Raw genomic sequence first — 26,372 nt, forward strand, 5'->3', positions numbered from 1 at the left:
GGCGGCCGCCGCCACACCCGCGAGCTGCTGGACTTCTGCGCCGACCACGCCATCACGGCCGACGTCGAGGTGCTGCCCTCGGCGCGCGTTCAGGAAGCACTCGACCGTCTCGGCCGCGGCGACGTCCGCTACCGCTTCGTGCTCGACCTGTCCGACCTCGACCAGCCCGTCCACCCGTGAACCGCGGCCGTCGTCGGCTGCGACCGTGGCCGCCGCCTTCCCCTTCGTGGACACTGGGAACGCGGTAAGGAGGAGCGGGCGATGGCGGCGCGGACACGGCGGACGGCGGACGCGGACGAGCGCGACGAGCCGTGCTTCCTGCATCGGCGTCCGGCTCCCGCGCTGTGTCCGCTGATCGCGTGGTACAGCGGCTACCGCGAGGCCGGAGTCCCCCCAGCCACGCACCGCGGTATGCCGTCGCCGTCCCTGACGATGGTCGTCACTCTCGACGACCCGCTCGTCCCGGCCGGCGTTGTAGCGCAGGAGGTATGCCCACCCCGGCTCTCCCCCAGGACTGCGGACTGGCGCCCGGGCCAGCAGCGTCGCGAACCGCATGACGCCGTCGTCGCACAAAACCTCAGCACACAGGCGAATGCTCTCCTGCACCTCGCCCAGGAGCAGAACAGCAGGCGGAAGCGCAGGTCGCGGAATCGGCGGCCGCGGCCCGCTCCCCCACGGCGGGACCTCCCCCAGGGCCTCCCAGATGCTCGGGCAGGTGCACAACCTCGCTATTCATACACCTGTTCTACTACCCCGGAAGTCTGCTCATGGGGGCAGAGGTGGTCGCGTCGACCGCACAGTAAGCAACGTGCCCAAAGCAGCGGCGCCGGTCAGCTCATGGTGGCCATCGGCGCTGCGGCGACTGCCTTCGCAGCTCCACGACCTCCACCAGGTCCGCCAGATCAACGTACCGGGAAACCTCGGTGGCAGCGCGGCACTAGTCGACCAAGTAGCCACGATGCTGTACTCGTAGCAGAGGCCTGCCCTCCAAGACGATCGCGCGTACCTCCCATCCGTCAACGCCCACCCACTTGGACATACGCGCAGGATAAGCGCGTCCTTGTTCTCTGCAGCCCACACCGGCTTGGCTCGAGGTCAGCATGGTCTACCGCCAGTCGCCTGCCTGTCGCGCAGGGGCTGTCGCTATCGGAAGGTGATCATTGCTCCCGGCACTAGTTCTTGCCCGGAGGTGACCGCGTACGCCGATGGGTGGTGCCGGACGGAGCGGTGCGAGGGGTTCACCCAGCCGGACGCCCCGGAGGGGTGGTCGGGGACCGCGAAGCACGGCATCGCGGGCACGGGGGCGCTGGAGGTGTTGCCGCTGGCGTCGGTGCCGCTGGAGCCGCCGGACACTTTCACGATCTCGGTGACCCGGGCGGCGATCCAGCGGTTCCAGTCGGTGCACGGTGGCCGGCCGAACGAGGCGGAGGCGCAGATCCGGTCGCTGCTGGAGGATCTGCTGCTCGGGGTGCCGGGGACGCGGGTGACGCGGTCGCAGAAGGGCGGGTGGTCGCTGCGGTCCACGAGCCCGAAGGGGTATGCGGTGATCGTGTCGTCGGACGCGGAGGCGGTGGTGGCGTACGCGACGGTGCACCGGGAGCGGACGTACGCGCAGGCGCGGGCCGGGGTGGCGTCGCGGACCGAGGGCACGGGGAAGCGGTCAGAAGGTCAGTGATGAGCGACCCCCGTTCTGAGGTACGCGCCGACCTCGCGTGGGTCGCCGAGTACTGGCCCGACCTCCTCGACGCGCGTCTCCCCGGCACCGCCCGGCCGTGGCGGTACGAGCCGCTCACGGCCGAGCAGCGCGCCGCCCGGGACGAGCAGGCCCGTATCGAGCGTCAGGAGCGCTCTCCGCTCGCGCTCGGCGAGTCCCCCACCCCCTCGACGTCGACGTGCTCAGCACCGCATTGGATGTCCTCGTGCGCGCCGATGACGGTGCAGCGGGCGCTGGGGATCCACGCGCACCTGGCACTGCGGGCGGCGCCGCCGGAGTGGGTGCCGTGCTGCCGGTGCCGGCTGGCCATCCCGTTGCGGTGCGGGATGCCCGGGTGTGTGGGGTGTGGGATCGGGGGAGCTGGTGGTGGTGTGGGCGTGTGTGCGGTGCGGGCCGCTGGGCGTGCGGGCCGGGCTGACGTGGATGGAGCCCGCGGGGGCGTGCCCGAAAGGCTGATCGGCATGACCGAGGACGGGCGTGCGGGTGAGCAGGTACAGCGGCTTCGCGCCGAGCTTCCAACCCATCGTTAGGTGGCAGACAAGTCCATCCCAAGAGGGTCGTTCCACCATGGTCCCGGTAGGAAAAAGCAGCCTTTTCCACCTAGGGATCTTCAGGTGAACTCCGGTGTCGTTCCTTTTCGAAGGGAATCGCCGCCGCCGGTGCCCCTCGTGAAAGGAAACGGAATCGACGTGAGCAGTCATGCGTTTGAAGCGTTGTGCCAGGCGGTGGAGGAGACGCACGCAGGCCGAGCCGACACCGCCCGGCGCTGGCTGGACAAGTTACGAGGGCTGATCGACCCGGAGAACGCGCGCGACGACTTCCTCTACCTGCTCTACCACGACGCGTTGACCAAGCGGCTGGGAGCCGATCAGGACGGGGGGGACAACCTCTACCTGCGCCGACTGGGACGGCCGCAGATCGAATTGTTCGATCTGGTGGCTGAACACCTGCCGGTGGTGAAATTCGCCGGCCGTATCGGCGGCGCCCTGCTCGCCCGGCATCTCGCCGGGCGGCACACGGCCACCCTGCTGTCGATCGGCATCGGCTCGGGTGTCCAGGAGGCGGCGCTCCTGACCGCGCTCGCGAATCAGGGCACGGCGCCCGGACGGCTGACTGTCATCGGGGTGGACCCCGCGGTGGCAAGCCTTCAACAGGCCGAACGATCCCTCCGAGACACCGGCGTAACGCTGGATTTCCACGGCGTCGCCCGCTTCGCCGAGCACATGACCGACGATGACTGGGACCTGGTGCGCCGAGCGCCTCGCCCCCTGGTCATGAACGCCGCGTTCGCGCTCCACCACCTGCGCGACACCTCGTCCGGCGCTGACGAAAGGAGCACGTTCTTCGCCAGGCTGCGAGAGGCGGAGCCGGAGGCCGTGGTGCTGTGCGAGCCGGACTCCGATCACCATCGGGTCTCGCTGCCCGAGCGCTTCAACAACTCCTGGCGGCACTTTCACCACGTCTTCCGGCTGATCGACGCGCTGGACGTCTCGGCGGCCGACCGTAACGCGATGAAGCTGTTCTTCCGGCGTGAAGTGGCCGACATCGTCGGCACCGCCGACGACGAGGAGCGCTACGAACGGCACGAGCCGACAGCGCGGTGGCTGGACCGGTTGCGCCAGGCGGGGTTCCGGCCGGCGCCCGCTCCCGCCGGCACGCTGCCTGAAACGGCGCATCCCGCCTTCGTCCGCCGAGATCCCGACAGCGTCCGCATCGGATTCGACGGCGAATCGCTCGTGGCCGTCATCCACGCGACGCCGGCGCAGGCGTAGGCGGTGCCGACCGGCTATCCGGCCTGTTCACCGGCGCGCAGCCCTGTCGACGGTCGGCACGTCCCGCGCAACCGCCGGATCCCGCGAAACCCAGTCTGGAACCTTCCACGGGCGAGTGAGCAGGGCGGTGACCCGCTGGAAAGGCACCGTCAACCCCCTGCCCGTCACCAGCGCCAAGATCTCCCTCGTCCTCGACTTCCTGAACGCCCAGGAGGACCGCGAGGCGGCCGCCCAGTTCGTGGCGGACATGTGCGAGACCGAGGAGCGCTTCGCGGCCTTCCCCGGCGCCCTGGAACAGCAGGCGCGGGCCACAGCCCTCGCCGGACTGGCCACCGGCCTGCGGGCGCTGGCCGAGCGCAAGGCGGCGTAGCCGGCGAGTGAGGGCCGGGCGGTCACCTGCCCGGCCCTCACGCTGTCCGCCGAGAGGAGAGGCCCGATGGGGTGCCGGAATATGGCCGAAGGGGACCGAGGCCCGCGCGCTCGCGGCCGTGCGGGACTGAATCGGCGTGCGAACCGATGTCGGCTCACCGACCCGAGGTGAGGCAGCTTGAGAGACCGGGCGGAACTGCGCATCTGTCCGGTCAGTCTCGTGTGACTTTGTCTCCCAACCGGCTTGGGCTCGGGCGCCGGATATGGTCGACTTTTTCGGTGAACGCTGTCCTTGGAAGCCTGATCGCCGTCCTGGGGACCCTGCTGGGGTCCTTCAGCACCTACCTGTTCCAGCAGCGGACCGCCTTGCGGGCTGAGGCGGTCGCGCGCGAGGAGCGGCTGCGCCAGGAACGTCTGGCTGCCTACAGCGAGTTCGCCGCCGCGGTGACTGAGCTTAAGCGCGCTGTTGTCGCCGTGTGGCTCCGGCAGTCGGATGCTGTCGACGTCAGCCATGCGCTCGCCGAGGCCGACCGCCTGGGCGCCTTGGCCGAGACCGCGCGCTTTCGGCTGCAGCTGGTGTCAGGCCGGCCCGAGCCGCTCGCCGACGCCGCGTTCGCACACATGGAGGCGCTGCGCGGCGCGGCCGACCATGTCGAGCTCAAGATCCGTGAGGCTGAGTTCGAAGCCGCGGTGTCGGCGTTCATCACGGCCGCAGCGGAGCGCCTCGTCGCCACTCGGCGCACCGCGCCGTAGCCCCACCACCGCAGTGAGACACCTGGGCCTGGACTTTTGAGGTGCCACCGAATCCGGCAGAATCGGGCCACGCAGGAGACTGACCGGACATTGGTCCCAGTGATCGCACAGTGGCCCACGGCAGAGACCCGCCTGCCTACTGCCGCAGGCGCGCGTGCGCCCCGGCCCCCTTCGGCCGTATTCCGGCCGCACCCCCCGGTGGGGGATGGAGAGTTGGTCATCGCGGGCCGCGCCCTCGCCGAGGCCGACCCGCTGACGTACCTTGCAACGGCTCGAGGTGCCGGTATTCGGCCACCAGCAATCAGGTATCCCCGCTCGGCTTTCCCTCCGCGCTATCGGGAGCCAGCTGACCCTCGCCTTCGGGGCTCACTTCCAAATGCCATCCGTCCGGCCAGGCATGGTCCCTCGCAAGCGCAGCCGTCGCCCCGCTGAACGTGGTGTCTCCATTGAAGGTCGCCCTGTCGAACATGGCGCTTGCGTTGAAGACTGCCTTGTCGAACCTGGCGGCCTTGGCGAAGGCTGCGTCGGCGAACATGGCGCGCCCGAGGAACATCACGTCCCCGAACACGGCGTCTCGGAGAAGATCGCCCCCATGAACTCGGCGTACCTGTCGAAGGTCGCCCTGTCAAACCTGGCGACCGCGGTGAAGGCCGCCCCGGCGAACTCGGCGCGCCTGTCGAAGGTCGCCCCCCGAAGTGGGCGTACCCGGTGAAGGTCGCATCGCCGAACCTGGCGTCCTCGCAGAAGTGGGCATCGGTGAGGTCGAAATCAACGAGCGTGGCCCCGGTCAGGGTGCTTTGAGCGGCGCGCTGTCCTGCCTGGCCGGGGTCCATCTCGGGTTGTCGTACAGCAGCCGGCCGAGACGTACGGCCGTCTGGTCCAGGTGCTGTTCGCGCACGGATGCCGACAGCGGGCCCGCCGCGACCTGTCCGTGCCAGGCCTGGCGCACCCCCTTCCATTCCGCGTTGGCCCGCTGGACGACGTCGGTCGCCTGCTGCAGCGCCTTGCCGAGCGCCTGCTGCCGATCGGGGTCGAGTTCGTAGCAGCGGCGGGTGAGCTGGGTGAGCGACTTCGCTGCAATGTCGGTGATGACCGACGCGGCCAGCGCCGTACGCTGCCACTGCCGTGGGCTGAACTCCTGGGGGCGATGGCACAACCCGCGCAGTGCGTCGCTGCCTGCGATGATGCCGGCGGACAGCTCGTGCGGGGTCTGGGCCTCCTGCGGGACCGGCTGCGGCGGCCACGGAGGCTCGTTGAGCGGGACCGCGCGCAAGGACGGCGCGTCTCCCGATCGGGAGGCGCAGCGCAGCAGTGAGCAGGCGGTTTGCGTGTCCAGGTCTCGGGTCAGGCCCGAGCGGTCCATGACGGCCACCAGGGCGAGCGTGTGGTCGGCGACCTCGTTCAGCAGGCCATTACGAACCTGCTCGTCGCTGAGGACGGCGGCCCAGTCGGACCGGGGAGCGTCCCCGCGCCGGGTGACGTGCGTGGCCAGCATGTCGCCAGCGGCACCCCAGCTCGTCGACGCCGCGCGCAGGTGCAGTGCGAGCGGATGCGCGGCAGCCACCGCTGAGGTGGGCCCCCCGAGGCGGGTCAGCAGCCGGGACGCCTCATGAAGGGGCTGCGCTATGTCATCCGCGCGGGCGAAGTCCCTGGCGCACCGCGCGAGCCTGGCGGTCAGCGAACGGCGTCCATGGCCGCCGCGGTGATGTCGCCGCCCAACTGCGGGTGGGCGTGCATGGTGGCGCCACCCAGGTGCGTCCAGGCGCCGTCCAGGAGGTCTCCAAAGGTGGCGTTCATCAGGCGAGCAGGTCCCGGATCCGTCCGGCGTGGGCGGCGGCGTTGAGCACGGCGAGCCGCCGGCTCGGGTCGGAGCTGTTTTCCGCCTGCTGCACGAGCACCTCGCACAGCAGGCCGCCGAGCCTGCCGGCTTCGTCCAGGTCGGGTACGGCCGTGGAGGCGTCGGTGTCGCCGAGCTGGGCGCCGAGCGCGGCCATGCCCTCGAGTGCCTCCTGCTCGGCGATCGCGAAGGTGGCGTACAGCTCAAGCGGGCCCTGGTGTTCCCCGGCGCTCATGCCGAGGGCGATCGCGGTGAACGCGTCGACCGCCGCTGCGGTCGACGTGTCGTGGTCGGCGTCGCGCCGCTCGCGCAGGACGCGATAGGCGTCGGTGACGGAGGTCAAAACGCTCCTTCCCTTTTCGAGACGTGATCGATGGTCACCCTGCGCACCGTTGTGGGTGGGACCGAACGGCGTTTTGTGGACAAGGGGGAGACGTCCACATCAGGCGCCGAGGAAGGCGCCGGCCTCGGCCGGGGCTGCGAGTCCGGTCCACCACCAGGACGGCGCCGGTACGGCTCGGGCCTGGTGGGGTTCGAGATGCTCGGTCTCGGTGCACTGGTAGAACGGGCCGCGCGCGCCGAGCAGGATCGGCAGATGGTGGTCGAGGTGGCCGTACCACTCGGCCATCCCAGTGCCGGGCTTGAGCCGCAGCGTCTCCCACAGGTGCCACAGCGTGGTCAGCCGCGAGATCGCCTCCGCGTGGCGCCACCACTCGGCGCACCAGCGGAACTCCCCGCCCAGCGTGCGCCGGTACATCGGGAGGAACCTGCCGCTGACCAGTCCTCCAGCGTGGCGAACACCGGCTGCGGCACCTCGTCGGCCGGCCCTACGCGACGCGGAACGGCTCGGCCGCGCCGGCGCGCAGCGTCAGGCCGTGGCCCGGCGCGTCCGGCGGGCGGACGACGCCGCCCGCCGGGTCGGCCGCGCCGTCGAACAGGTCGCCCTCGATGCGCACGTGGTCGTGGAACCACTCCATGTGGCGCAGGTTCGGGGTCGCCGCGGCGACCGGCGCGTGCAGGTTGGGCGCGCAGTGCGCCGACACCTCCAGCCCGTGCCCGGCCGCGATCGCCGCCGCGCCGGACCAGCCCGTGTAGCCGCCGCAACGGGTCGCGTCGATCTGCAGGCAGTCGACCGCGCCCGCCGCGCACATGCGGGTGAAGTAGGTGAGGTCGCCGCCGTACTCACCGGCCGCGACGTCGGCGTCGGCCCGCTCCCGCACCATACGCAGCCCGGCCAGGTCGTCGGAGGACACCGGCTCCTCGAACCACCGCACGTCGTGGTCGCGCATGCGGCGTTCCATCCGCACGGCCTGCTTCGCGCTGTAGCCGCCGTTGGCGTCCACGTACAGCTCGGCGGCGTCCCCGACGACGCGGCGGGCGAGCGCGACGCGGTGCAGGTCGCGGACGGGCGCGGCGCCCGCCGACTCCCCGATCTTGATCTTGACGCGGGGAATTCCCTGCTCATGGGCCCAGTGCGCGAGCTGCGCCGACGTGACGTCGTCGTCGTACGTGGTGAACCCGCCCGAGCCGTACACGGGCACGGACTGCCTGGCGAGGCCGAACAGGCGGGCGAGCGGCACGCCGAGCAGCCGGGCCTTGAGGTCCCAGAGCGCGACGTCGACCGCGGAGATCGCATACCCCGCGACGCCCGTGCGGCCCGCGTTGCGCACCCGGCGGACCATCGCGGTCCACAGGCCCGGCACGTCCATCGGGTCGCCCCCGCGCACCACGGGCGCGAGCAGTTCCGTGACCACCCCCGCTGCGGCGGCGGGCGCGTAGGTCCAGCCGAGCCCTGTCGCCTCGCCCGCGTCCGCGCCGACCACCACCATCGTGGTCGCGTCCCAGCTCAACGTGCCGTCGGCCTCCGGACGGTCGGTCGGCACGCGGTAGGCCGACACCTGGAGGTCTCTGATCACGGGCGTCCCCCTACCCGGGCGCTCCCCCGCGACTCTGGATCGAAGGAAAGATTTTCCATGCGGTGAGTGTTCGCCTTCCCATTCCAGGGGCAGCGCGGCACGTATGACGGAAATCGCCTCCGAAGTACTCATCAGACGGCTCGCCGACTGGGGTGTCGACACCGTCTTCGGGCTTCCCGGTGACGGCATCAACGGCATCATGGAAGGGCTGCGCCGCCACTCCGATCGTGTCCGGTTCGTGCTGGTGCATCACGAGGAGGCGGCCGCGTTCATGGCGGCCGCGCACGCGAAGGCCACCGGCCGCGTCGGCGTGTGCCTGGCCACCTCGGGCCCCGGCGGGATCCACCTGCTCAACGGCCTGTACGACGCCAAGCTCGACCACCAGCCGGTTCTGGCCATCACGGGCATGCAGGAGACCAGCGTGCTGGGCACCGGCTACCAGCAGGAGGTCCACCTCGACCGGGTGTTCGAGGACGTGGCCGAGTACAACCTCGTGGTCGACAACCCGGCCCAGCTGCCCGGGGTGGTGGACATCGCGATCCGCACGGCGTACGCGCGGCGCGGGGTGGCCCACCTGTGCCTGCCCAACGACGTCCAGGTGGCCCCCGCCGACGCCGACCCCTACCAGCACGTCGCCCCCGCGCGGCCCCCCGCGACCGCCCCCGTCTACCTGTCCCCGCCCGGCGTGCCGCGTCAGGAGGACCTGAGGGCCGCCGCCGAGGTGCTGAACGCGGCCCGGCGCCCCGCGATCCTGGCCGGGGCCGGCGCCCTGCACGCCCGCGCGGAGGTGCTGGCCGTCGCCGAGGCGCTGGGCGCCCCCGTGATCAAGACGCTGCCCGGCAAGGCGGTCATCCCCGACGACTCGCCGTACGCGGTGGGCGGGATCGGCCTGCTCGGCACCAAGCCCGGCGAGGAGCTGGTCGAGGACTGCGACACCCTGCTGATGGTCGGCACCAACTTCCCCTACACCAAGCACCTGCCCGAGCCCGGCAACGTCCGCGTCGTGCAGATCGACGCCGACCCCGCCCGCGCGGGCGTCCGCATGCCGACCGAGGTGCCGATGGTCGGGGACGCCAAGGAGGGGCTGGCCGCGCTGCTGCCGCTGCTGCGCCGCGGCGACGACCGGGCGCACCTGGAGAAGTATCAGAAGGCCATGGCGGGCTGGCGGGAGACCATGGCCGCCCTGGAGAACCCGGAGCGCGCCCCGATCGCCCCGCAGTACCTGATCGGCTGCGTGGACCGGGCGGCCTCCGACGACGCCATCCTCACCTGCGACTCCGGCACGATCGCGACCTGGGCGGCCCGGCACTGGACGATCCGCGGCGACCGGGAGTTCTACCTGTCGGGCAACCTCGCCTCGATGGCCCCCGGCCTGCCGTACGCGATCGCGGCGCAGCTCGCCCATCCCGACCGGCAGGTGATCGCGTTCATCGGCGACGGCGGCTTCGCGATGCTCATGGCCGAGTTCCTCACCGCGGCCCGTCTTGGCCTGCCGATCACGGTGGTGGTGAACAACAACGGCTCGCTCGGCCAGATCCTGTGGGAGCAGATGGTGCTGGGGTTCCCCGAGCACGGGGTCAGGTTCGGCGCGCCGTCCTCCGACTTCTCCGCGTGGGCCCGCTCCTGCGGCGGGTACGGCCGCAAGGTCACCGACCCCGCCGAGGTGGACGAGGCCGTACGGCAGGCCCTCGCCCATCCGGGGCCCGCTCTGGTGGACGTGGACGTCGACCCGAACGAGCCGCCCATGCCGGGCAAGATCGCCCGCGACCAGGCGGTCAAGTTCGCCGAGGCGTTCCTGAAGGGACAGCCGCACAAGGCGGCCATCGCGACGACGCTGTTCAAGGACAAGATCTCTCAACTGGGGCGGTGACGCCATGACGGACCAGGTGCTCGTTCCCCCGCCCGTGACGACCCGGCCGCGACGCCCGTACCTGCGGGTGCGCGACCTGGAGCGGGACCTCGCCGCCCGGGTGGACGGCGAGGTCAGGTTCGACCCGGGCAGCCGGGGCGCGTACTCCACCGACGGATCGAACTACCGGCAGGTGCCGCTCGGGGTGGTGGTGCCGCGCACGGTGGAGGCGGCGGCCGAGGCGATCGCGGTCTGCCGCGAGCACGGCGCGCCCGTCACCTCGCGGGGCGGAGGGACGAGCCTGGCCGGGCAGACCTGCAACACCGCCGTGGTGATCGACTGGTCGAAGTACTGCCACCGGCTGGTGTCGGTGGACGCCGCGGCGCGCACCTGCGTCGTCGAGCCCGGCATCGTGCTCGACGTGCTGAACCGGCTGCTGGCGGGCACCGGCCTGATGTTCGGGCCGCGCCCGTCCACCCACTCCCAGTGCACGCTCGGCGGCATGATCGGCAACAACTCCTGCGGCTCGACCGCCCAGGCGTACGGCAAGACCGCCGACAACATCGCGCGGCTGGAGATCCTCACCTACGACGGCCAGCGGATGTGGGTGGGGCCGACGAGCCAGGAGGAGTTCGACCGCATCGTCGCCGAGGGCGGGCCGAGGGCGCGGATCTACCGCGAGCTGCGCGCGATCGTGGACGAGCACGCCGACGAGATCCGCCGCCGCTTCCCCGACATCCCCCGCCGGGTGTCGGGCTACAACCTCGACCAGCTCCTGCCCGAGGCCGGATTCGACCTGGCCAGGGCGCTGGTCGGGTCGGAGGGCACGCTGGTCACCGTGCTGCGGGCCGAGCTGCGCCTGGTGCCGGCGCCCAAGGCCGAATGCCTCGTCCTGCTCGGTTACCATGACATCGGCGTGGCGGCCGACGCCGTGCCGCGCATCGCCCGCTACGGACCGCTCCAGCTCGAAGGAGTGGACGACAAGCTCGTGGACTTCGAGCGGCGCAAGCACATGCATCCCGACGCGCTCACGCGGCTGCCGGAGGGCGGCGGCTGGCTCATGGTCTCCTTCGGCGCCGGCTCGCAGAAGGAGGCGGACGCCAAGGCCCGCGACATGCTGAAGGAGCTCAAGGGCAGCGAGCACGCACCGCACATCTCCTTCATCGACGACGCGAAGATCGAGAAGGAGCTGTGGGAGGTGCGCGAGTCCGGGCTCGGCGCCACCGCCCGCGTGCCCGGCATGCGCGAGACGTGGGAAGGCTTCGAGGACTCGGCCGTCCCGCCGGACAGCCTCGCCGCCTACCTGCGCGACCTGCGCCGCCTGTTCGAGGAGTTCGGCTACGACGACGCCTCCCTGTACGGGCACTTCGGGCAGGGCTGCGTGCACACCCGCATCCCGTTCGACATGGTGACGGCCGACGGGGTGGCGGCCTTCCGGGCCTTCCTCGAACGGGCCGCCGACCTCGTCGTCTCCTACGGCGGCTCGCTGTCGGGCGAGCACGGCGACGGGCAGGCCAGGGGCGAGCTGCTGCCCAAGATGTTCGGCCCCAGGGTCATGACCGCCTTCGAGCAGGTCAAGGCCGTCTTCGATCCCGGCGACCGGATGAACCCGGGCGAGGTCGTCGCGCCGTACGGGCTGGACGAGAACCTGCGGCTCGGCCCCGAATGGACGCCCGCCGACCCGCCCGTGCACTTCGGCTATCCCGACGACGAGGGCAGCTTCCAGCGCGCCGTCATGCGCTGCGTGGGCGTCGGCCGATGCCGCGAGCACGCCGGCGGGGTGATGTGCCCGTCCTACCGGGCCACGGGTGAGGAGGAGCACTCCACCCGCGGGCGCTCCCGGTTGCTGTTCGAGATGCTGAACGGCCACGCCGACTCCACGGTGAAGGACGGCTGGCGCTCCACCGCCGTGCACGACGCCCTCGACCTGTGCCTGGCCTGCAAGGGCTGCAGGCACGACTGCCCGATGCAGGTCGACATGGCGACGTACAAGGCCGAGTTCCTCGCCCACCACTACGCCCGCAGGGTGAGGCCGATGGACCACTACGCGATGGGGTGGCTGCCGGTGTGGGCCCGCGTGGCCGCGCTCGCCCCGGGCGTGGTCAACGCGCTGGCGCACGCGCCCGTGGTGTCCGGGCTCGCCAAGCGCCTGGCGGGGCTCGAACCGGCCCGGCCGGTGCCGGACTTCGCGCGGGTCCGCTTCAGCGACTGGTATCGGCGGCGCGGGCCGCGCGGCGGGGGCGAACGGGGATCCGTGGTGCTGTGGCCCGACACCTTCACCGACAACTTCCACCCCCACATCGGCCGAGCCGCCGTGGAGGTGCTGGAGTCGGCCGGCTACCGCGTGCTGATCCCGCCGCGCACGCTGTGCTGCGGCCTGACGTGGATCTCGACCGGCCAGTTGGGCGTGGCGCGGCGGGTCCTGCGCCGCACCGTGCGGACCCTCGCCCCGGCGCTGCGCCGCGGCATCCCGATCGTCGGGCTGGAGCCGAGCTGCACGGCGGTGTTCCGCGCCGACGCGCCCGAGATGTTCGCGCACGACCGGGACTTCGCCCGGCTGCGCGAGCAGACCAGGACCCTCGCCGAGCTGTTGACGGCGACCGACGGCTGGGATCCACCCCGGATCGACCGGGACGCCGTCGCCCAGCCGCACTGCCACCACCACTCGGTGCTCGGCTTCGAGACCGACCAGGCCCTGCTGTCCCGGGCCGGCGTGCGGGTGGAGGCGGTGGGCGGCTGCTGCGGCCTGGCCGGGAACTTCGGCTTCACCGCCGGCCATCTGGAGGTGTCGATGACCTGCGCGGAGCACGAGATCCTGCCGGCGATCCGCGCCGCCGACGCCCGCACGGTCGTCCTCGCCGACGGCTTCAGTTGCCGTACGCAGATCGAGCAGGCGGGGGTGGGACGCCAGGCGATCCACCTCGCGGAGTTGCTGGCGGCCGGGGTGCGGGGCACGCCGCTGGGCGACCACCCCGAGTGGCGCGCCTCGCGCAGGCCCGGCCCGGCGCGGGTGCTGGGGACGCGATGAGCGCCGGAGCCCTGGAATTCGAAGCCCTGCGTTCCGGAGAAGCCCTGCGTTCCGGAGAGGCCCTGCGTTCAGGAGCCGAGGAGGAGACGGACCCCGCGCTCGAGGAGGACGCGTGGTCGGTCGAGGACGCCTCGCTGGCCCTGGTGGAGATGACGCTCAACGCGGTGGTCCGCGGCTCCGACCTGTCGGTCACCCAGTTGCGGGTGCTGCTCGCGGTCGACCGGCACGGCCCGCTCAACCTGAGCGGGCTCGCCGCCCAGCTGGGCATGTCGGTCTCGGCCACGGGCCGCCTGGTGGCCCGCCTGCACACCGCCGGGCTGCTGACGCGCCTGCTGTCGCCGCACAGCCGCCGTGAGGTCAGCATCGACGTCACCGAGACCGGCAGGAGGTCGCTCGAACGGATCCGCGCGGCCCGCCGCGTGGACATCGCCGCCGCGTTGCGCCATCTGCCTCCGGACAGTCGCCGTACGCTCGCGCGGACGCTACGCGAGCTCACGGCGGCGGCCGGGGCTGCCGGGGCGGACGCTTCCTAGCGGTCGCGGTCGGCGGCCAGGCGGGCCAGAGCCTCAAGGCCCGCCGCCGGCCCCGGCGCCAGCTCCGCCGACCGCAGCGCCTCCAGCGCCTCGGACAGCAGATCGTCCACCCTGGCGAGACTCCACGCCCGTCCGCCCGCCTCGTCCACCAGCCGCGCCGCACGTGCGAGGTCGGCCTGCGCGAGCGGGCGGCGGTACAGCGCGGCGAGCGCGCCGCCGGCCGGCGTGCCCGACGTCAGCGCGGCGACGACCGGCAGGGACTTCTTCCGGTTGCGCAGGTCGGAGTGGACCGGTTTGCCGGTGACGGCCGGGTCGCCCCAGATGCCCAGCAGGTCATCGACGATCTGGAACGCCAGCCCCACGCGCTCGCCGAACACCCGCAGGAAGGCCACCTGCTCGGTGGTGGCGCCCCCAGGAAGACCGGCAGCCTGCAGGGCGCCGAGGGCGCAGGCGCAGCCGAACAGCGCGCCCGTCTTGCCCTCCGCCATGCGCACGCACTCCCCCAGGCTCACGTCCGCGCGCTCCTCGAAGCCGAGGTCGGCGCTCTGGCCGTCCAGCAGCGACTGGACGCACCGGGCCAGCGTGCGCGCGCTGTCGGCGGGCCGGGCGCCCCCGGCGAGCACGGCGAATGCCAGCGCCAGCAGGGAGTCGCCGGCCAGGATCGCCTCGGAGCGCCCGAAGACGTTCCACACCGTGGGCCGGTGGCGCCGGACCGCGTCGCCGTCCATCACGTCGTCGTGGACGAGGGAGAAGTTGTGCACGAGCTCGACCGCGACGGCGGCCGGCAGCGCCGCCTCCACGTCTCCCCCGGCGCCCTCGGCCGTCAGGAGCGTGAACGCGGGCCGCAGGGCCTTGCCCCCGCCCGCCCGCACCGGCCGCTCCCGCGCGTCCCACCATCCGAAGTGGTATCCCGCCATCCGTCGCGTCGACGCAGGCAGGGTGTCGATCGCGCGGCGCAGGGCGGGCTCCACCAGGTCGCGCGTCAGGGCGAGCACGTCCGCCGAGGTCCGCACTCCCTCTGCAACCGGTTCCGTCACGCTCCCACCACCTCGGGCTCGAGTGGACCCACAGGCCGGCTGGACTTGTCGGCATACCCCGGCCGCCTCCACACGACACGTGCCCCCGCTCACCATCGGGCCGCGGCCCGCGATCCCCGCCCGCTATTGGGTGACGGTGAAGGCGCACCAGGGAGACCACGCGGAGACGAGGCCGCCGTCTTCGGCGCGGACGCGGAACTGGTAGGGGCCGGGAGTGAGCGTCCCCGGCGCGACGCCGGCGCTGAACACCGTGCCGCTGGGCCAGACGGGTGTCGTCTTCCGGATCAACGGCTCCTGTCCCGGGTGGCCGATCTCAAAGGTCGCGCTCAGGTTCGGATAGGTGACGCCGATGATCGCGGGGGTCGGGGAGGCGGCGAAGCTCAGCATGTCAACGGTTCGCGCGACGGGAGCGCCGCTCACGGCGCCGCAGGCCTGGAATCCGGAGTAGGGGCCGGTGGAGATGCGCAGCGAGCCGGGGACGCCCGGGGCGGACACCGTGCCGGAGGTGTCGACGGTGAACGCACACCAGGGCAGCCACTCCGACACCGCCGCCCCGTCCTCGGCCCGCGCCCGCACCCGATAGGCGCCGTCGGTCAGCACTCCGTCCGGCGCTTGGAAGGTCGCGCCCGAGCCGGCGAAGGCCACGCTCTGGGTGAGGACCGTCTCACCGCTCGATCGCGACAGCTCGAAGACCGCCCGCAGGTTCGGCCGATCCGTGTTGTAGGCGGGGGCACCGCTGCTGACGCCGAAGACGGCGCGGGCGCTCCGCACCCGTGGCGTCGTCGTGTCCTGGCAGAACTGCGGGGCCGCCTCAGGAGAGGTCGCCACGTACAGGCCTGTCGGCGGATGCGGCGCCGGCGAAACCGCGGGCGTCGGCGTCGGCGTGGGGGTCGGGGTCGGGGTCGGCGTGGGGGTCGGGGTCGGGGTCCGCGTGGGGGTCGGGGTCCGCGTGGGGGTCGGGGTCCGCGTGGGGGTCGGGGTCCGCGTGGGGGTCGGGGTCGGCGTGCCGGGCCGCTTCTTGCTCTCTCTCCCGGGCGCCTGATACGCCGGGTCCTGGGAGGTCTCCGAGTACGCGTTCGAGGCGGGTGACGTGGCGATCGACGTGTCGGTGCGGCCGGCGGCCTCGACGGACACGGCGGGCGCGAGGACCGCCGCGGTCATCACGGCCAGCAGGACCGCGAGGCGGCGGCGGCCCGCGGGCCGGTGTTCGGGCGGCAGGGCGTGGTGCCTTCGGTTCATGAATGTGTCTCCGTTCGCGAGCGGGAGGGTGGCCCGCGAACGCGATTAGACATTCCCGCGGGACCCGGGTCACGGGGATGACGGGCAACCGTAAGAACTCCTTCATATCTCGGGGCACGGACGGACGGCGCGCGATGCGGGCAGGGCGCGAGCGCTGTCACGACGCGACCGTTCGCACCCGCTCTCGGCGGTGCTCCCGGGCGTCACTAACGTTGTGCCTCATGCAGGAGATGGTCGCGCGGCCCTTGGGCGGCCGCCTTCAGGTCACCCCGATGGGTCTCGGGCTCGCAGCGATCGGCCGCCCCGCGTACATCACGCTCGGCCGGGACGAGGACCTCGGCGGCGATCGCGACGTGGCGGCGATGCGGGCGCGCACCTGGGAGGTGCTGGACGCCGCCCGGGCGGCGGGCGTGCGGTACGTCGACGCGGCCCGGTCCTACGGCCTGGCGGAGGAGTTCCTCGCGGGCTGGCTGGCCGATCGGGGCATCCGGCCCGGTGAGATCGAGGTCGGGTCGAAGTGGGGGTACGAGTACGTCGGCGGCTGGCGCATGGACGCCGGCCGCCACGAGGAGAAGGACCTGTCGGCCGCGCGGCTGCGCCGCCAGCTCGGCGAGACCCGGGAGCTGCTCGGCGATCACCTGTCGCTCTACCAGATCCACTCCGCCACGGTCGAGAGCGGGGTGTTCGACGACGAGGAGGTGCTCGGCGAGCTGCGCGCCCTGCGCGCCGAGGGCGTCGCCGTGGGCCTGTCCACCACCGGCCCCCGCCAGGCCGCGACGATCGAGCGGGCGATCGAGACCGGGCTCTTCGACACCGTCCAGTCGACGTGGAACCTGCTGGAGCGCTCGGCGGGCGAGGCCCTGGCCCGGGCGCACGCCGCCGGTCTCGGGGTGATCGTCAAGGAGGGCGTGGCCAACGGCAGGCTGACCGCCCGCGGGGCGCCGCCGGCCCTGGCACGCGCCGCGCGCGACCGCGGCGTCACCCCCGACGCCCTGGCGCTCGCCGCCGTGCTCGCCCGCCCGTGGGCGGGGATCGTGCTGAGCGGCGCGGCCACGACCACTCAGCTCGCCGAGAACCTGGCGGCGCTCGCCGTCACCTGGGACGACGAGGCCGAGCAGGCGGTCGCGGGGCTGGCGGAGGACGCCGAGACCTACTGGGCCCGCCGCGCCGCCCTCCCCTGGGCCTGACGACGCACAACTGAGGCCTGTGCCGAGCTGAGATCACGCGGGTGCATGCTTGCCTGCGCCGAGCCCGCTGACGCGGGTAGCTCAGCTCGTCGTGGCGCGTGGTGATCTTGCCGATGCACTCGGGCGGTGATTCCCGAGATCTTCCGGCTCACCTTCGACTGACCAATAGAACCCGTTTGGTCAGTTCGTCTTCTAGCATGAGCGGGAATCCCGACGAGAGGAGCTGTCATGTCAGACGTCGGCAAGGCCGGTGGCCGGGCGCTGGTGGTCGGATTGGGGATCGCCGGCATCGCCACCGCGTTGCGGCTGCGCCAGGTCGGATGGGAGCCGGTGGTGGTGGAACGGGCGCCCACGCGCCGCTCCGGCGGCTACTTCATCGTCCTGTTCGGCGCCGGCATCGCCTCGGCCCGGCGGCTGGGCGTGCTGGAGGCCATCGGCGACCGCAGCGGGCCCCACGTCACCAGCTACGAGGTGGACCGCGCGGGGCGCCGCCGTCCCGGCATGAACCCCTTCGCCATGGCCGACGGCCCCCGGCCGCTGTTGCGCGGCGATGTGGAGCAGGGTTTGTTCGCGGCGCTGCCGGACGATGTGGAGATCCGTTACTCCACCGTGCCCACCCGCATCGCACAGGACGACTCCGCGGCGGAGGTGACGCTGCACGACACGGCCGCGGACACCACCGTGACCGAGCGCTTCGACCTGGTGATCGGCACCGACGGCATGCGTTCGACGGTGCGCAGGCTCGTCTTCGGCCCGGAGGAGTACTTGCACCCGCTGAACTACATGGTCGGCGCCACCGTGCTGGACGGTCCGGTCGACGGCTTCGGCCTGCACGAGGGCCTGGTTCTCGCCGAACCCGGCCGCTCGGTGTGGGCCTTCCCGTTCGCCGACCACGCCCCGAGCCTGCTGTTCTCCTACCGCACCGACGACATCGACGCCGAGTTCCGCCGCCCGCCCATCGAGTCCATCCGCGCCGCCTACGGCCCCGAACCGACCGGACCTCTGCTGGAAGGGCTGCTGACGCGCTACGAGCAGGCACCCGATGCGCTGTTCGACTCGGTGCAGCAGGTCAAAATGCCCCGCTGGCACCGCGGCCGGGTCGTCCTGGTAGGCGACTCCGCCTGGTGCGTCACCCTGTACGCGGGCATGGGCGCCTCCAGCGGCATGGCCGGCGGCGAACTGCTGGGCACCATGCTGCACCGCCATCCCGGTGACGTGCGCGGGGCGTTGCGCGCCTGGGAGGCGCGGATGAGGCCGTTCATCCACCTGCAGCAGGAAAGCGCCTTGCCCGGACGGCGTATCTTCACCCCGCATGACCGCAAAGAGCACCTCGTGCGAACTGGGATGATGCGTCTGATGCGGATGCCGGGCGTCGGAAGGGCCGTGGGCAGGAAAATGTTCAACAACAAGGACATGCGAGCCAAGAACATCGACGTCGCGCTCCCCTGACCGGTACCGAATCCGACAGCAGCATCCCCGACAGCACGACCTTGGAGGACAGCACGGTGAGCCAGGTGGTCGGACACCACTCGCACAAGGCCGCCCGCATCCTGGACAGCGCGCGCCGGCTGGTGGCCGATCACGGCGTGCGCAAGGTGACCGTCAGCGAGATCGCCACAGCGGCCGGCGTCGGCAAAGGCACCGTTTACCTGTACTGGCCCACCAAGGAAGGCCTCATCCTCGGACTGTTCGCCCACGAACTGCTGGCCTTCCTGGAGGCGGTCATCGCCCGCATCACCGCCGACCCATCCGCCGTCCTCCCGCGCAACCTTGCCCCGCTGCTGATCCGCACCGGGCTGCGATCCCCGCTGGCGCGCCGCCTCACCACCAAGGACACCGACCTGCTGCGGCTGCTCACCGAGCAGGCAGGCGACCGCGACCTGTTCGACCGCACGCAGCCCAGTGCCATGTGCCAGGCGGTCATGCCTATCCTGCGCCGGCACGGACTACTCCGTCAGGACCGTCCGCTGGCCGACCAGTCCCACGCCATGCACGCGGTACTCGTCGGCTTCGGCCTCGCCATGTCCGACCCTGACTCCGCCCCTCCCAGCGCCGGCGACCCCGGCGACGTCCTCGCCGACACTGTGGCCCTGCTTCTCGAACCCGCGGCCGCACCCGCCGAACAGGCCGTCACCGCGGCCGCCGACGAGACCGTCGCCGTCTTCCGCCAGATCAGGGACGCCGTTCTGGACATCATCGATCGCAGCCAGACCACCCAAATGAACTCGTAAGGCAAGGCCGGCCGTACCGGGGCGCGGCGCTCAGGGAACCGGGCCTAGGTGAGGAACTCGCCGTCCTTGAGCTCCAGCACGCGGTCGGCCAGGCCGACGAGGCCCGCGTCGTGCGTGGCCACCAGCGCGGTGACGCCCTCCCCCCGCACGAGCACCCGGAGCAGCTCCATGATCTGGCGGGCGGTCTGGGAGTCGAGCTGACCGGTCGGCTCGTCGGCGAGCAGCAGGCGGGGGCGGTTGGCCAGGGCCCTGGCGATGGCCACGCGCTGCTGCTGGCCGCCCGACAGCTCGTAGGGCCGCTGCTCGGCCTGATCGGACAGCCCGACCAGGGACAGCAGCACCGCGACCCGCTCGTCCCTGTCCCTTGCGGGAACCCGCGCCAGCCGCAGCGGCACACCCACGTTCTCCGCTGCCGACAGCACCGGGACCAGCCGGAACGACTGGAAGACGAACCCGACGACGTCGCGACGCAGCCGCAGCAGGCCCTCCTCCGGCAGCTCCGGCACCGACTGCCCGGCCACCCGCACCCGCCCCTCGTCGGGCCGGTCCAGGCCGCCGACCAGATTGAGCAGTGTCGTCTTGCCGGCGCCGGAACGCCCGCGGATCGCGACCAGCTCGCCGGGGTGAGCCTCGAAGGAGACGCCTCTCAGCGCGCGCACGCCCTTGGGATAGGTCTTGCGCAGGCCCTCGACGACGACCAGCGGCTCACTCATTCGTCTCTTCCTCTGTGTCGTCGCCGGTGGCCGAGGGCCAGACCCCGATGTGGTCGCGTTCGAGTTCCAGGCGCACCCGGTGCTCCATCGACAGGGCGTTGATGAACTCCCTCGGCAGCTGCAGGCGCCCGGCCCGGTCCAGCACCGCGTACTCCTCGGCGACCACCCTGCCGTCGGAGGAGGTGCGGCGGAACGTCTCACTGGAGGTGCGGCCGTCCCGGATGCCGATGGTCCGGTCCACCTGCTCCGACACCATCGGGTCGTGCGTCACCACGACGGTCGTGACGCCGAGCTCGCGGTTGGCGTGGCGCAGCACGCCGAAGACCGTCTCGGCGCTCTCGCTGTCCAGCTCCCCGGTCGGCTCGTCGGCGAGCACCACCTCGGGCGCGTTGGCCAGGGCGACGGCGACGGCCACCCGCTGCTGCTCCCCGCCGGACATCTCCCCGGGCCGCCGGTCCGCGCGGTCCGCCATCCCCGTCAGCTCCAGCAGCTCGTCCGTACGGGACGACCTGACCCGCCGGGACGTGCCGCCCGCCAGCCGCATCGGGAGCATGACGTTCTCCCGCGCGGTGAGGTACGGCAGCAGGTTGCGGGCGGTCTGCTGCCAGACGAAGCCCACGACCGACCGCCGGTAGCGGAGGCGGTCGCGCGGGGTCATGGACAGCAGGTCGATCCCGGCGACCCTGGCCAGCCCGGCCGTCGGCACGTCGAGGCCCGAGAGGATGTTGAGCAGCGTCGACTTGCCCGATCCCGAGGCCCCGACGATCGCCACCAGCTCGCCGCGGCCGATCAGCAGGTCGAGGCCCTGCAGGGCGACCACCTCGACCGCGGCGGACCCGTCGGTCTTGTAGATCCGCACCAGGTTGTCGCACAGGATGTGGGCGTCCGCGCCGAACGCGGGAGCGCCCCGCGTGGCCCGGGCCTCCAGGTCAGCCAGCGTGTCCACGGCTTCCTCCCAGGTAGGCGCCCGCGAGGGCGACGGCGGCGACCCCGGCGGCCAGAGCACCGGCCAGGGCACAGGGCAGGGTGGGCAGGAGCGCGGCGGTCGTCAGGGCGCCCTGGCGCCCGCCCGCGTACGCCGACAGGTCTATCCCGGGCCCCAGCAGCGCGGGCATGGCCAGACCGGCCGCCAGACCGGCGGCGGCGGTCAGGACGAGCAGCGGGGTCGCCTCCAGGACGGTGACCAGGCCGGCCTGCCTGCGGCTGAGGCCGAGGGCGCGCAGCAGGCCGAGGTCCTCCGCCCGCCGGGCCGCGCCTCCGGTCAGGGCGATCGCGACGGCCGCCAGCGCGTAGGCGGCCAGCGCCGCGGCGGCGACCCGCAGCGCGGCGGTCAGCGCCGCCGTCAGGGGCGTCCCGGTGATCTCGGCGAGCGCGCCCGCCACCGTGGTCATGCGCGCGCCGGACGGCAGCAGCGGCCTGACGGCGGCGGGGTCTCCCGCGATCAGCAGCGTGTTGACGCGCTCGGGAGCCGCGGGGAGGACGATGAGAGCGCCGTCGCCCGCCCGCACTCCCGGCATCGCGTCGACGGTCCCCGCCGGGGTGACCGTCATCTGCGCGGGCCAGCCGATCTCGAAGTTGCGCATGGCGGACAGGTCGGGCGAGACCAGCACCCCGTTCCCCGGCGGAGGCAGGTGGACCGGGCTGCCCGCGACCAGCCGGCGGTAGGCGCCGAGATCGACCGCGATGACCGTGGCCGGCCGCCCGCCGAAGCCCACCTCGGCGACCGTCGTGCCGACCGCGGCCGGGACGACGCCCCTGACACCCGGCGCGTGGACGATCCGCTCCAGCGTCTCCGGGGGGATGCCCTGCGCGCGCTCCACCTTGATCTCTGCGCCGGTCCGCTCCCACGCCGCCTGCCGCTGGGCCTCCTCCAGCCCGCCGGCGGTGACCATGCCGTACGCCGCCAGCGCGACGGCCGGCAGCAGCGTGAGCACCGGCAGCGCGGCCCCCGGCACGGCCCGGGCGGCGGCGAGCCCGAGGAACGGCACGGCGGCGGTGCGCCGGGCGGCGGCCCGGAAGGCCAGGTGGATCACGGCCGGGCCGGCGCGCAGCACCGCCAGCGCGGCGGCCAGCGCCAGCAGCACGGGCGCCAGCGCGAGGAACAGGTCGCCGGCGCCGAGGCCGCGGGTGCGCAGGAGACGGAGGCTCGCCACGGCGACCACGAGCACCAGGATCTCCAGCACGATCCTGCGGACAGCCTTCCCGGACCGTCGTCTGGCGGACTGGCGCAGCGCGACGGCGGCGCAGGCGATGGCGACGGTCCCCGCCGCCAGCGCGGCCGGTCCCAGCCGCGCGACCGCCGTCGGGGCGCCAGGCACGAAGCCCGCGGCCACCTGGCCCGCCGCGGCCGACGGCACCGCCGCGAGCGCGACCGCTCCCCCGCAGACGAGCACGACCCGGGCCAGGGACGCGCCGCGGGCACGCATCAGCAGCAGGTCGCCGTGCACCCGTCCGACGAGCAGCAGCACGGCCAAGGCCGTGGCGCCCAGGCACACGACGGCCAGCCCGCTCAGGAACACCGTGATCAGCGCGCGCGTGACGGCCAGCCGGTCCAGGTACTCCTGCAGGATGCGGTCGAACCCGGTCGACAGGGCCAGTTCGAGGTCCTGCCTGCCCAGGCGGCGGCCGAACTCCTCCGTGGCGGCGAGCACGGCGGCCGCGTTGTCCGCGGTGATGTGGTCCGGCGCCGGGGTGACGAGCCATCGGTAGACCAGCGGCATTTCGGCGCCCGCGAGGCTGTCGCCGTCGGTGAGCGCGGTGACGATCAGGTCGTCCTCCGTGGCGAGCGGCACGCGGTTGTGGATGACGCGGGTGAGTTCCGGTTCGACGGCCCAGAACCGGTCGGCGGGGCGCACCGGTTCGAACAGGCCGGTGACCGTCACCGTCAGCCGGCTGGGGAGACCGAGCGTGGTCAGCGGGCCGAGATCGAGCGTGTCGCCCGTCTTGATCGACATTTCCGCGGCGGCGACGGCGGGAATGGCCACCTCGAAGCGCGTGCCCGAGCCAGGGCCCGGCGGGCGGCCCTCGACGTACCGGACCCGCCTGGCCGCTCCCGACACCCAGTCGAGGGTGAGATAGCGGTGGACCCGTTGGTCGATGAGCCGCGGCAAGGCCGCGAAACCGAAGTGCGGTTCATCCTCCGCGACCTCGCGCAGCGCCGGGGGGAGCAGCGCCCGCCAGGCGGTGTCCGCCCCGGCCGCCTCGGCCGTCGTCCGCATCGGCGTCAGGTCGAAGCTCCGGGTGAACTGGACCGCCAGCGAGGCCGTGGCGGGCGGGGCGGAGCCGACGACCGACCTGGCCGCCGCGTCGAGGGAGGACTCGACCATCCGGGGCAGGGCCGAGACGACCAGGGCGGCGCCGAACACCAGCGCGGCCAGCAGCGCCGCCACCCCTTTGTGCACACGCAGCAGGCGGATCACGACGCCTCCCCCGCACGCAGCACGGCGGCCGGCTCACGGCGGTGCAGCGACCGCGCGAGCCCCGCCACGATCACGAGGAGCACCGTGAGGACCGCGGCGGCCAGCGCCGCCACCTGAAGCCACGGAACGTGGAGCAGCACGGGCAGCCCGCCTCCGGTCGCGTATCCGGCGGTCACCATCGGCGGCACCACTGCGGCGGAGACGGCCACGGCGAGCGCCACTCCGCCGGCCAGCGACAGCCCGATCACGAACGACTGCTCGACGGCCAGCAGGCCGAGCGTCTGCCGGAAGCTCACGCCGAGCGCGCCGAGCACGGCGAACTCGCCCCTGCGCTCGCGCGCCGAGACCGCCGCGTTGACCAGGAATCCCAGCACGGCGAACGCCAGCGCCGCCGCGAAGCCGAGCAGCAGCGCGCCCTGCAGGCCGGCCGCCGTGGGGTCGTCCCTGTAGCCGGCGGTGAGCGCGGCCACGTCGACGACGTCCCTGCCGCGCCCGGAGGCGGCCAGTACGGCGGCTCGTGCGGTGGCGGCCCGCGTGCTGTCGTGCCCGTCGGTGGCCAGCCACCACTCCGTCACCGGCCACTCCGCTCCCTTCGCGCCTGCCGCCCGCAGCGCCGACAGGTCGGCGAGCAGGGCCGGGGTGCCCTCCGGCGTGCCGGGCATCGCCGTGACGACGCCCACGACCCGGATCGGGACCGCCGCCGTGCCGGCCGTGATCCTGGTGGTCTCCGCGAGGCCGGGGGTCACCACGACCGGAAGCGGCTGTCCGGCGGACCCGGCGATCCGCGTGGCCAGCGTGGCCGGCGACAGCTCCGACAGGTCGGGGCGCAGCAGCAGGACGCGCCCCAGGTGCGCCGCGTCCGCGGCGATCAGGGTGGCGTCCGCGCCGTCGGCGACGACCGTGGCGCGGTGCGCGGGCACGGCCGCCGCGATCCCCGGCAGCGCGGCGAAGGTTCGCGCGTCGTCCCCCGGGAGAGCCGGGACGCGCAGGCCGGCGCCGGCGAGATGCCTGGCCCGGTCCTCCTGGGCGCCGCGCCAGGTCGCGGCGGTGGTCAGGGACAGCACGCCGATCGCCGTCGCCATCGTCAGCAACAGCGCCGGCCCCGAATAGCGGGCCGGGCGCCGGCTCACCTGCCGGGCGGCCACCGCCGGCCCGAATCCGGGGCGCCGCCGCGTCGCCCGCTCTGCGACCCTGGCGACGGCGGGCACCAGCCGCAGGGCGGCCATCCCGCCGCAGAGCAGGGCGAGCGCCGGCCCCGCCCCGACGAGAGGGTCGAGCCCGAGCTCGCCGCCGAGGCGCGTCGTCTCCGGCGCGTCCTGGCCGCGCAGGCGCCAGACGGCGAGCGCCGCCAGGACGAGCAGCGCCACGTCGGCCCCGGCCCGCTGGACCAGGCCAGGCCGGTCGGCGCGGCCGCGCGCCGCCTGCTCCTCGACGTACGTGCGGCGGGCGGCGAGCAGGGGCGGGGCCGCCAGCATGGCGGCGCAGGCGAGCGCGACCGCCGCCGCGACCGCGAACGTGGCCCCGTCGGGCGTGCGAGGCGGCTCCACGCCGGTGGCCTCGATCCAGGGGAAGGCGCTCACCAGCCGCAGGAGGACGGGCGCGAGGAACGGCGCCGCAGGCGCGCAGGGCAGCGCGATCAGCAGCGCCTCCCCCGCCGCCATGGCGGCGAGCCGCGGCGACCCGCCGCCCCTCGATCGCAGCAGGGCCGTCTCCATCCGGCGGTGCTCGGCGAGCAGCCGCGCGGTCAGCGCCAGCGCGTACGCGCTCAGCACCAGCAGTTGGAGCACCGGCACCAGCATGGTCGAGCGGGCGACCAGGGCGCCGCGGTCGAGCCGCAGCAGCGTGCCGGACAGCGTCTCGGTGACCGTGCACCGGGGGCAGCCGGCCCGCACGGCGGCGGAGGTCCCGGCGACCGACGCCGAGAACGGCCGCAGCCGGTCGGGGGAAAGCCGGCGCAGGTCGGGTTCGGCGAGCCAGCGGGCCGAGACGCCGGTCGCGAACCGGCCGAGGAACGCGCCGGCCGGCACGACCAGGGGGCCGCGGGAGGTGAAGTCGCCGGTCCGCGTGCCGTAGCGCAGCAGCTCCTCCCCCTTCCAGCGCGGGTCGTCGGGGTCGCGCAACCGGAAGACCCCGGTGACGCGCACGCGGACCGGCTTTCCGTCCAGGCGTCCGACGACGGTGAACTCGTCGCCGGTCGAGACTCCCATCGCCCGCGCGGCCGGCTCGGACAGCGCCGCTTCCACCGTCGCCGTCGTCGTCTCGGCGGGCCGGCGCCCGCTCACCAGGTCCGCCCGGCCGTCCAGTCCCTCGTACGCGGCGAACCGGGTCAGGACGGGCTGATCGCCGCGACTTTGTCCCTTCAGCGCGTAGGAGGCGGACTCGAGGCGCGCGGTGACCCGTACGGGCACCTCTTGGTGGGCGTGGGCGATCCCCGCGCGGACGGCCCGGTCGATTCCGGCGAAGTCCCCGGCCGTGACCGAGGAGGTGACGACGGTGGCGGTGGCGGCGAGCGGCGCCGTCTCCAGGGCTCGCCGCACACCCGCCTGGGTCGCCGACCCCGCGTGTAGCAGCAGAGCCGAGATCGCCGTGGTGGCGAGCAGGATGGAGCCGAACGCGGCGGCCAGCAGCAGGGGCTCGGCCAGCGCGCGCCGGACCACCAGCGGCAGCCGCGCCCGCACCCGCATCACCACGCTCATCCCGGCATCATGACAAGCATGATCCAGAAGCACCACCGTTCCGTTCATCTAAGGTGAGGGGAAAACGGGGCCGAGGAGG

24 protein-coding genes and 1 pseudogene are annotated in these 26,372 nt (G+C 73.2%); 11 read left to right on the top strand and 14 right to left on the bottom strand.

Going from position 1 to position 26,372, the window contains the following annotated elements; translation table 11 throughout:
- Together ABZ860_RS33060 and ABZ860_RS33065 are read left to right on the top strand one after the other, a co-directional pair.
- A pseudogene (locus ABZ860_RS33060) lies at positions 1-180 on the top strand (NAD(P)-dependent alcohol dehydrogenase); the annotation flags it as partial.
- A gap of 1,009 nt (positions 181-1,189) precedes the next feature.
- Positions 1,190-1,675, top strand: coding sequence for a hypothetical protein (locus tag ABZ860_RS33065; RefSeq protein ID WP_357227762.1), 486 nt, complete (start codon positions 1,190-1,192; stop codon positions 1,673-1,675).
- A gap of 163 nt (positions 1,676-1,838) precedes the next feature.
- Here ABZ860_RS33065 and ABZ860_RS33070 read toward each other — a convergent pair whose 3' ends face one another.
- Positions 1,839-2,024 (bottom strand): hypothetical protein, encoded by a 186-nt coding sequence (locus ABZ860_RS33070; RefSeq protein ID WP_357227764.1) that lies wholly within the window; start codon positions 2,022-2,024, stop codon positions 1,839-1,841.
- Positions 2,025-2,328: 304 nt separating this feature from the next.
- On the opposite strand from ABZ860_RS33070, the gene ABZ860_RS33075 reads away from it, so the two are divergent.
- The 3 genes from ABZ860_RS33075 to ABZ860_RS33085 all read left to right on the top strand — a co-directional run bounded on the left by ABZ860_RS33075 (position 2,329) and on the right by ABZ860_RS33085 (position 4,608).
- A complete protein-coding gene (locus ABZ860_RS33075; protein ID WP_357227767.1) occupies positions 2,329-3,486 on the top strand; it encodes a GRAS family protein in 1,158 nt (385 codons plus the stop codon).
- Between the two features lie 127 nt (positions 3,487-3,613).
- Positions 3,614-3,856 (top strand): hypothetical protein, encoded by a 243-nt coding sequence (locus ABZ860_RS33080; RefSeq protein ID WP_357227770.1) that lies wholly within the window; start codon positions 3,614-3,616, stop codon positions 3,854-3,856.
- Between the two features lie 278 nt (positions 3,857-4,134).
- A complete protein-coding gene (locus ABZ860_RS33085) occupies positions 4,135-4,608 on the top strand; it encodes a hypothetical protein (RefSeq protein WP_357227773.1) in 474 nt (157 codons plus the stop codon).
- 301 nt (positions 4,609-4,909) lie between these two features.
- On the opposite strand, the gene ABZ860_RS33090 is transcribed toward ABZ860_RS33085, so the two are convergent.
- The 7 genes from ABZ860_RS33090 to ABZ860_RS33120 all read right to left on the bottom strand — a co-directional run bounded on the left by ABZ860_RS33090 (position 4,910) and on the right by ABZ860_RS33120 (position 8,361).
- The gene (locus ABZ860_RS33090) at positions 4,910-5,176 is read right to left on the bottom strand and encodes a pentapeptide repeat-containing protein (RefSeq protein WP_357227776.1); all 267 of its coding nucleotides are present in this window, start codon (positions 5,174-5,176) and stop codon (positions 4,910-4,912) included.
- Positions 5,161-5,352: a pentapeptide repeat-containing protein gene (locus tag ABZ860_RS33095; RefSeq protein WP_357228018.1), complete on the bottom strand. Its 192-nt coding sequence runs from the start codon at positions 5,350-5,352 to the stop codon at positions 5,161-5,163. Before ABZ860_RS33095 ends, ABZ860_RS33090 begins: the two co-directional genes overlap by 16 nt.
- 43 nt (positions 5,353-5,395) lie before the next feature.
- Positions 5,396-6,103 (bottom strand): hypothetical protein, encoded by a 708-nt coding sequence (locus ABZ860_RS33100; protein ID WP_357227779.1) that lies wholly within the window; start codon positions 6,101-6,103, stop codon positions 5,396-5,398.
- 179 nt (positions 6,104-6,282) lie between these two features.
- On the bottom strand, positions 6,283-6,405 hold the full coding sequence (locus tag ABZ860_RS33105; protein ID WP_357227782.1) for a hypothetical protein: 123 nt from the start codon (positions 6,403-6,405) through the stop codon (positions 6,283-6,285).
- The gene (locus ABZ860_RS33110; RefSeq protein WP_357227785.1) at positions 6,405-6,788 is read right to left on the bottom strand and encodes a hypothetical protein; all 384 of its coding nucleotides are present in this window, start codon (positions 6,786-6,788) and stop codon (positions 6,405-6,407) included. Before ABZ860_RS33110 ends, ABZ860_RS33105 begins: the two co-directional genes overlap by 1 nt.
- A gap of 99 nt (positions 6,789-6,887) precedes the next feature.
- Entirely contained in the window at positions 6,888-7,202 is a 315-nt protein-coding gene (locus ABZ860_RS33115; protein WP_357227787.1) for a DUF4913 domain-containing protein, read from the bottom strand.
- 70 nt (positions 7,203-7,272) lie between these two features.
- On the bottom strand, positions 7,273-8,361 hold the full coding sequence (locus ABZ860_RS33120; RefSeq protein WP_357227789.1) for an enolase C-terminal domain-like protein: 1,089 nt from the start codon (positions 8,359-8,361) through the stop codon (positions 7,273-7,275).
- A 103-nt stretch (positions 8,362-8,464) separates the two neighbouring features.
- Between ABZ860_RS33120 and ABZ860_RS33125 the strand changes: the two genes are divergently transcribed.
- The 3 genes from ABZ860_RS33125 to ABZ860_RS33135 are packed head-to-tail and all read left to right on the top strand — an operon-like array spanning position 8,465 to position 13,771.
- Complete coding sequence (locus ABZ860_RS33125; RefSeq protein WP_357227791.1) at positions 8,465-10,231, top strand: thiamine pyrophosphate-dependent enzyme; 1,767 nt, start codon at positions 8,465-8,467, stop codon at positions 10,229-10,231.
- Between the two features lie 4 nt (positions 10,232-10,235).
- Entirely contained in the window at positions 10,236-13,238 is a 3,003-nt protein-coding gene (locus ABZ860_RS33130) for an FAD-binding and (Fe-S)-binding domain-containing protein (protein WP_357227794.1), read from the top strand.
- The gene (locus ABZ860_RS33135; RefSeq protein WP_357227796.1) at positions 13,235-13,771 is read left to right on the top strand and encodes a MarR family transcriptional regulator; all 537 of its coding nucleotides are present in this window, start codon (positions 13,235-13,237) and stop codon (positions 13,769-13,771) included. The genes ABZ860_RS33130 and ABZ860_RS33135 overlap by 4 nt, the downstream gene beginning before the upstream one ends.
- Here ABZ860_RS33135 and ABZ860_RS33140 read toward each other — a convergent pair.
- Positions 13,768-14,808, bottom strand: coding sequence for a family 2 encapsulin nanocompartment cargo protein polyprenyl transferase (locus tag ABZ860_RS33140; protein ID WP_357227799.1), 1,041 nt, complete (start codon positions 14,806-14,808; stop codon positions 13,768-13,770). The two genes, ABZ860_RS33135 and ABZ860_RS33140, sit on opposite strands and share 4 nt — an antisense overlap.
- A gap of 123 nt (positions 14,809-14,931) precedes the next feature.
- A complete protein-coding gene (locus ABZ860_RS33145; protein WP_357227801.1) occupies positions 14,932-16,047 on the bottom strand; it encodes a hypothetical protein in 1,116 nt (371 codons plus the stop codon).
- Between the two features lie 221 nt (positions 16,048-16,268).
- Here ABZ860_RS33145 and ABZ860_RS33150 point away from each other — a divergent pair, with 221 nt between their 5' ends.
- The 3 genes from ABZ860_RS33150 to ABZ860_RS33160 all read left to right on the top strand — a co-directional run bounded on the left by ABZ860_RS33150 (position 16,269) and on the right by ABZ860_RS33160 (position 19,465).
- Positions 16,269-17,234 carry an aldo/keto reductase gene (locus ABZ860_RS33150; RefSeq protein WP_357227803.1) on the top strand — a complete coding sequence of 322 codons (966 nt, stop codon included), beginning with the start codon at positions 16,269-16,271 and terminating at the stop codon, positions 17,232-17,234.
- Between the two features lie 228 nt (positions 17,235-17,462).
- Entirely contained in the window at positions 17,463-18,683 is a 1,221-nt protein-coding gene (locus tag ABZ860_RS33155; RefSeq protein ID WP_357227806.1) for an FAD-dependent monooxygenase, read from the top strand.
- 56 nt (positions 18,684-18,739) lie between these two features.
- Complete coding sequence (locus ABZ860_RS33160) at positions 18,740-19,465, top strand: helix-turn-helix domain-containing protein (protein WP_357227809.1); 726 nt, start codon at positions 18,740-18,742, stop codon at positions 19,463-19,465.
- A 44-nt stretch (positions 19,466-19,509) separates the two neighbouring features.
- Here ABZ860_RS33160 and ABZ860_RS33165 read toward each other — a convergent pair whose 3' ends face one another.
- Genes ABZ860_RS33165 through ABZ860_RS33180 form a run of 4 tightly spaced genes read right to left on the bottom strand, consistent with a single transcriptional unit; the run spans position 19,510 to position 26,293 of the window.
- Positions 19,510-20,178, bottom strand: coding sequence for an ABC transporter ATP-binding protein (locus ABZ860_RS33165; protein WP_357227812.1), 669 nt, complete (start codon positions 20,176-20,178; stop codon positions 19,510-19,512).
- Positions 20,171-21,124, bottom strand: a complete 954-nt coding sequence (locus tag ABZ860_RS33170; RefSeq protein WP_357227814.1) for an ABC transporter ATP-binding protein — start codon at positions 21,122-21,124, stop codon at positions 20,171-20,173. Before ABZ860_RS33170 ends, ABZ860_RS33165 begins: the two co-directional genes overlap by 8 nt.
- Positions 21,108-23,597, bottom strand: coding sequence for an FtsX-like permease family protein (locus ABZ860_RS33175; protein ID WP_357227817.1), 2,490 nt, complete (start codon positions 23,595-23,597; stop codon positions 21,108-21,110). The genes ABZ860_RS33170 and ABZ860_RS33175 overlap by 17 nt, the downstream gene beginning before the upstream one ends.
- Entirely contained in the window at positions 23,594-26,293 is a 2,700-nt protein-coding gene (locus ABZ860_RS33180; RefSeq protein WP_357227818.1) for an FtsX-like permease family protein, read from the bottom strand. The genes ABZ860_RS33175 and ABZ860_RS33180 overlap by 4 nt, the downstream gene beginning before the upstream one ends.
- Positions 26,294-26,372 lie beyond the last annotated feature (79 nt).

Source organism: Microbispora sp. NPDC046973 (assembly GCF_040644495.1).
GTDB lineage: Bacteria > Actinomycetota > Actinomycetes > Streptosporangiales > Streptosporangiaceae > Microbispora.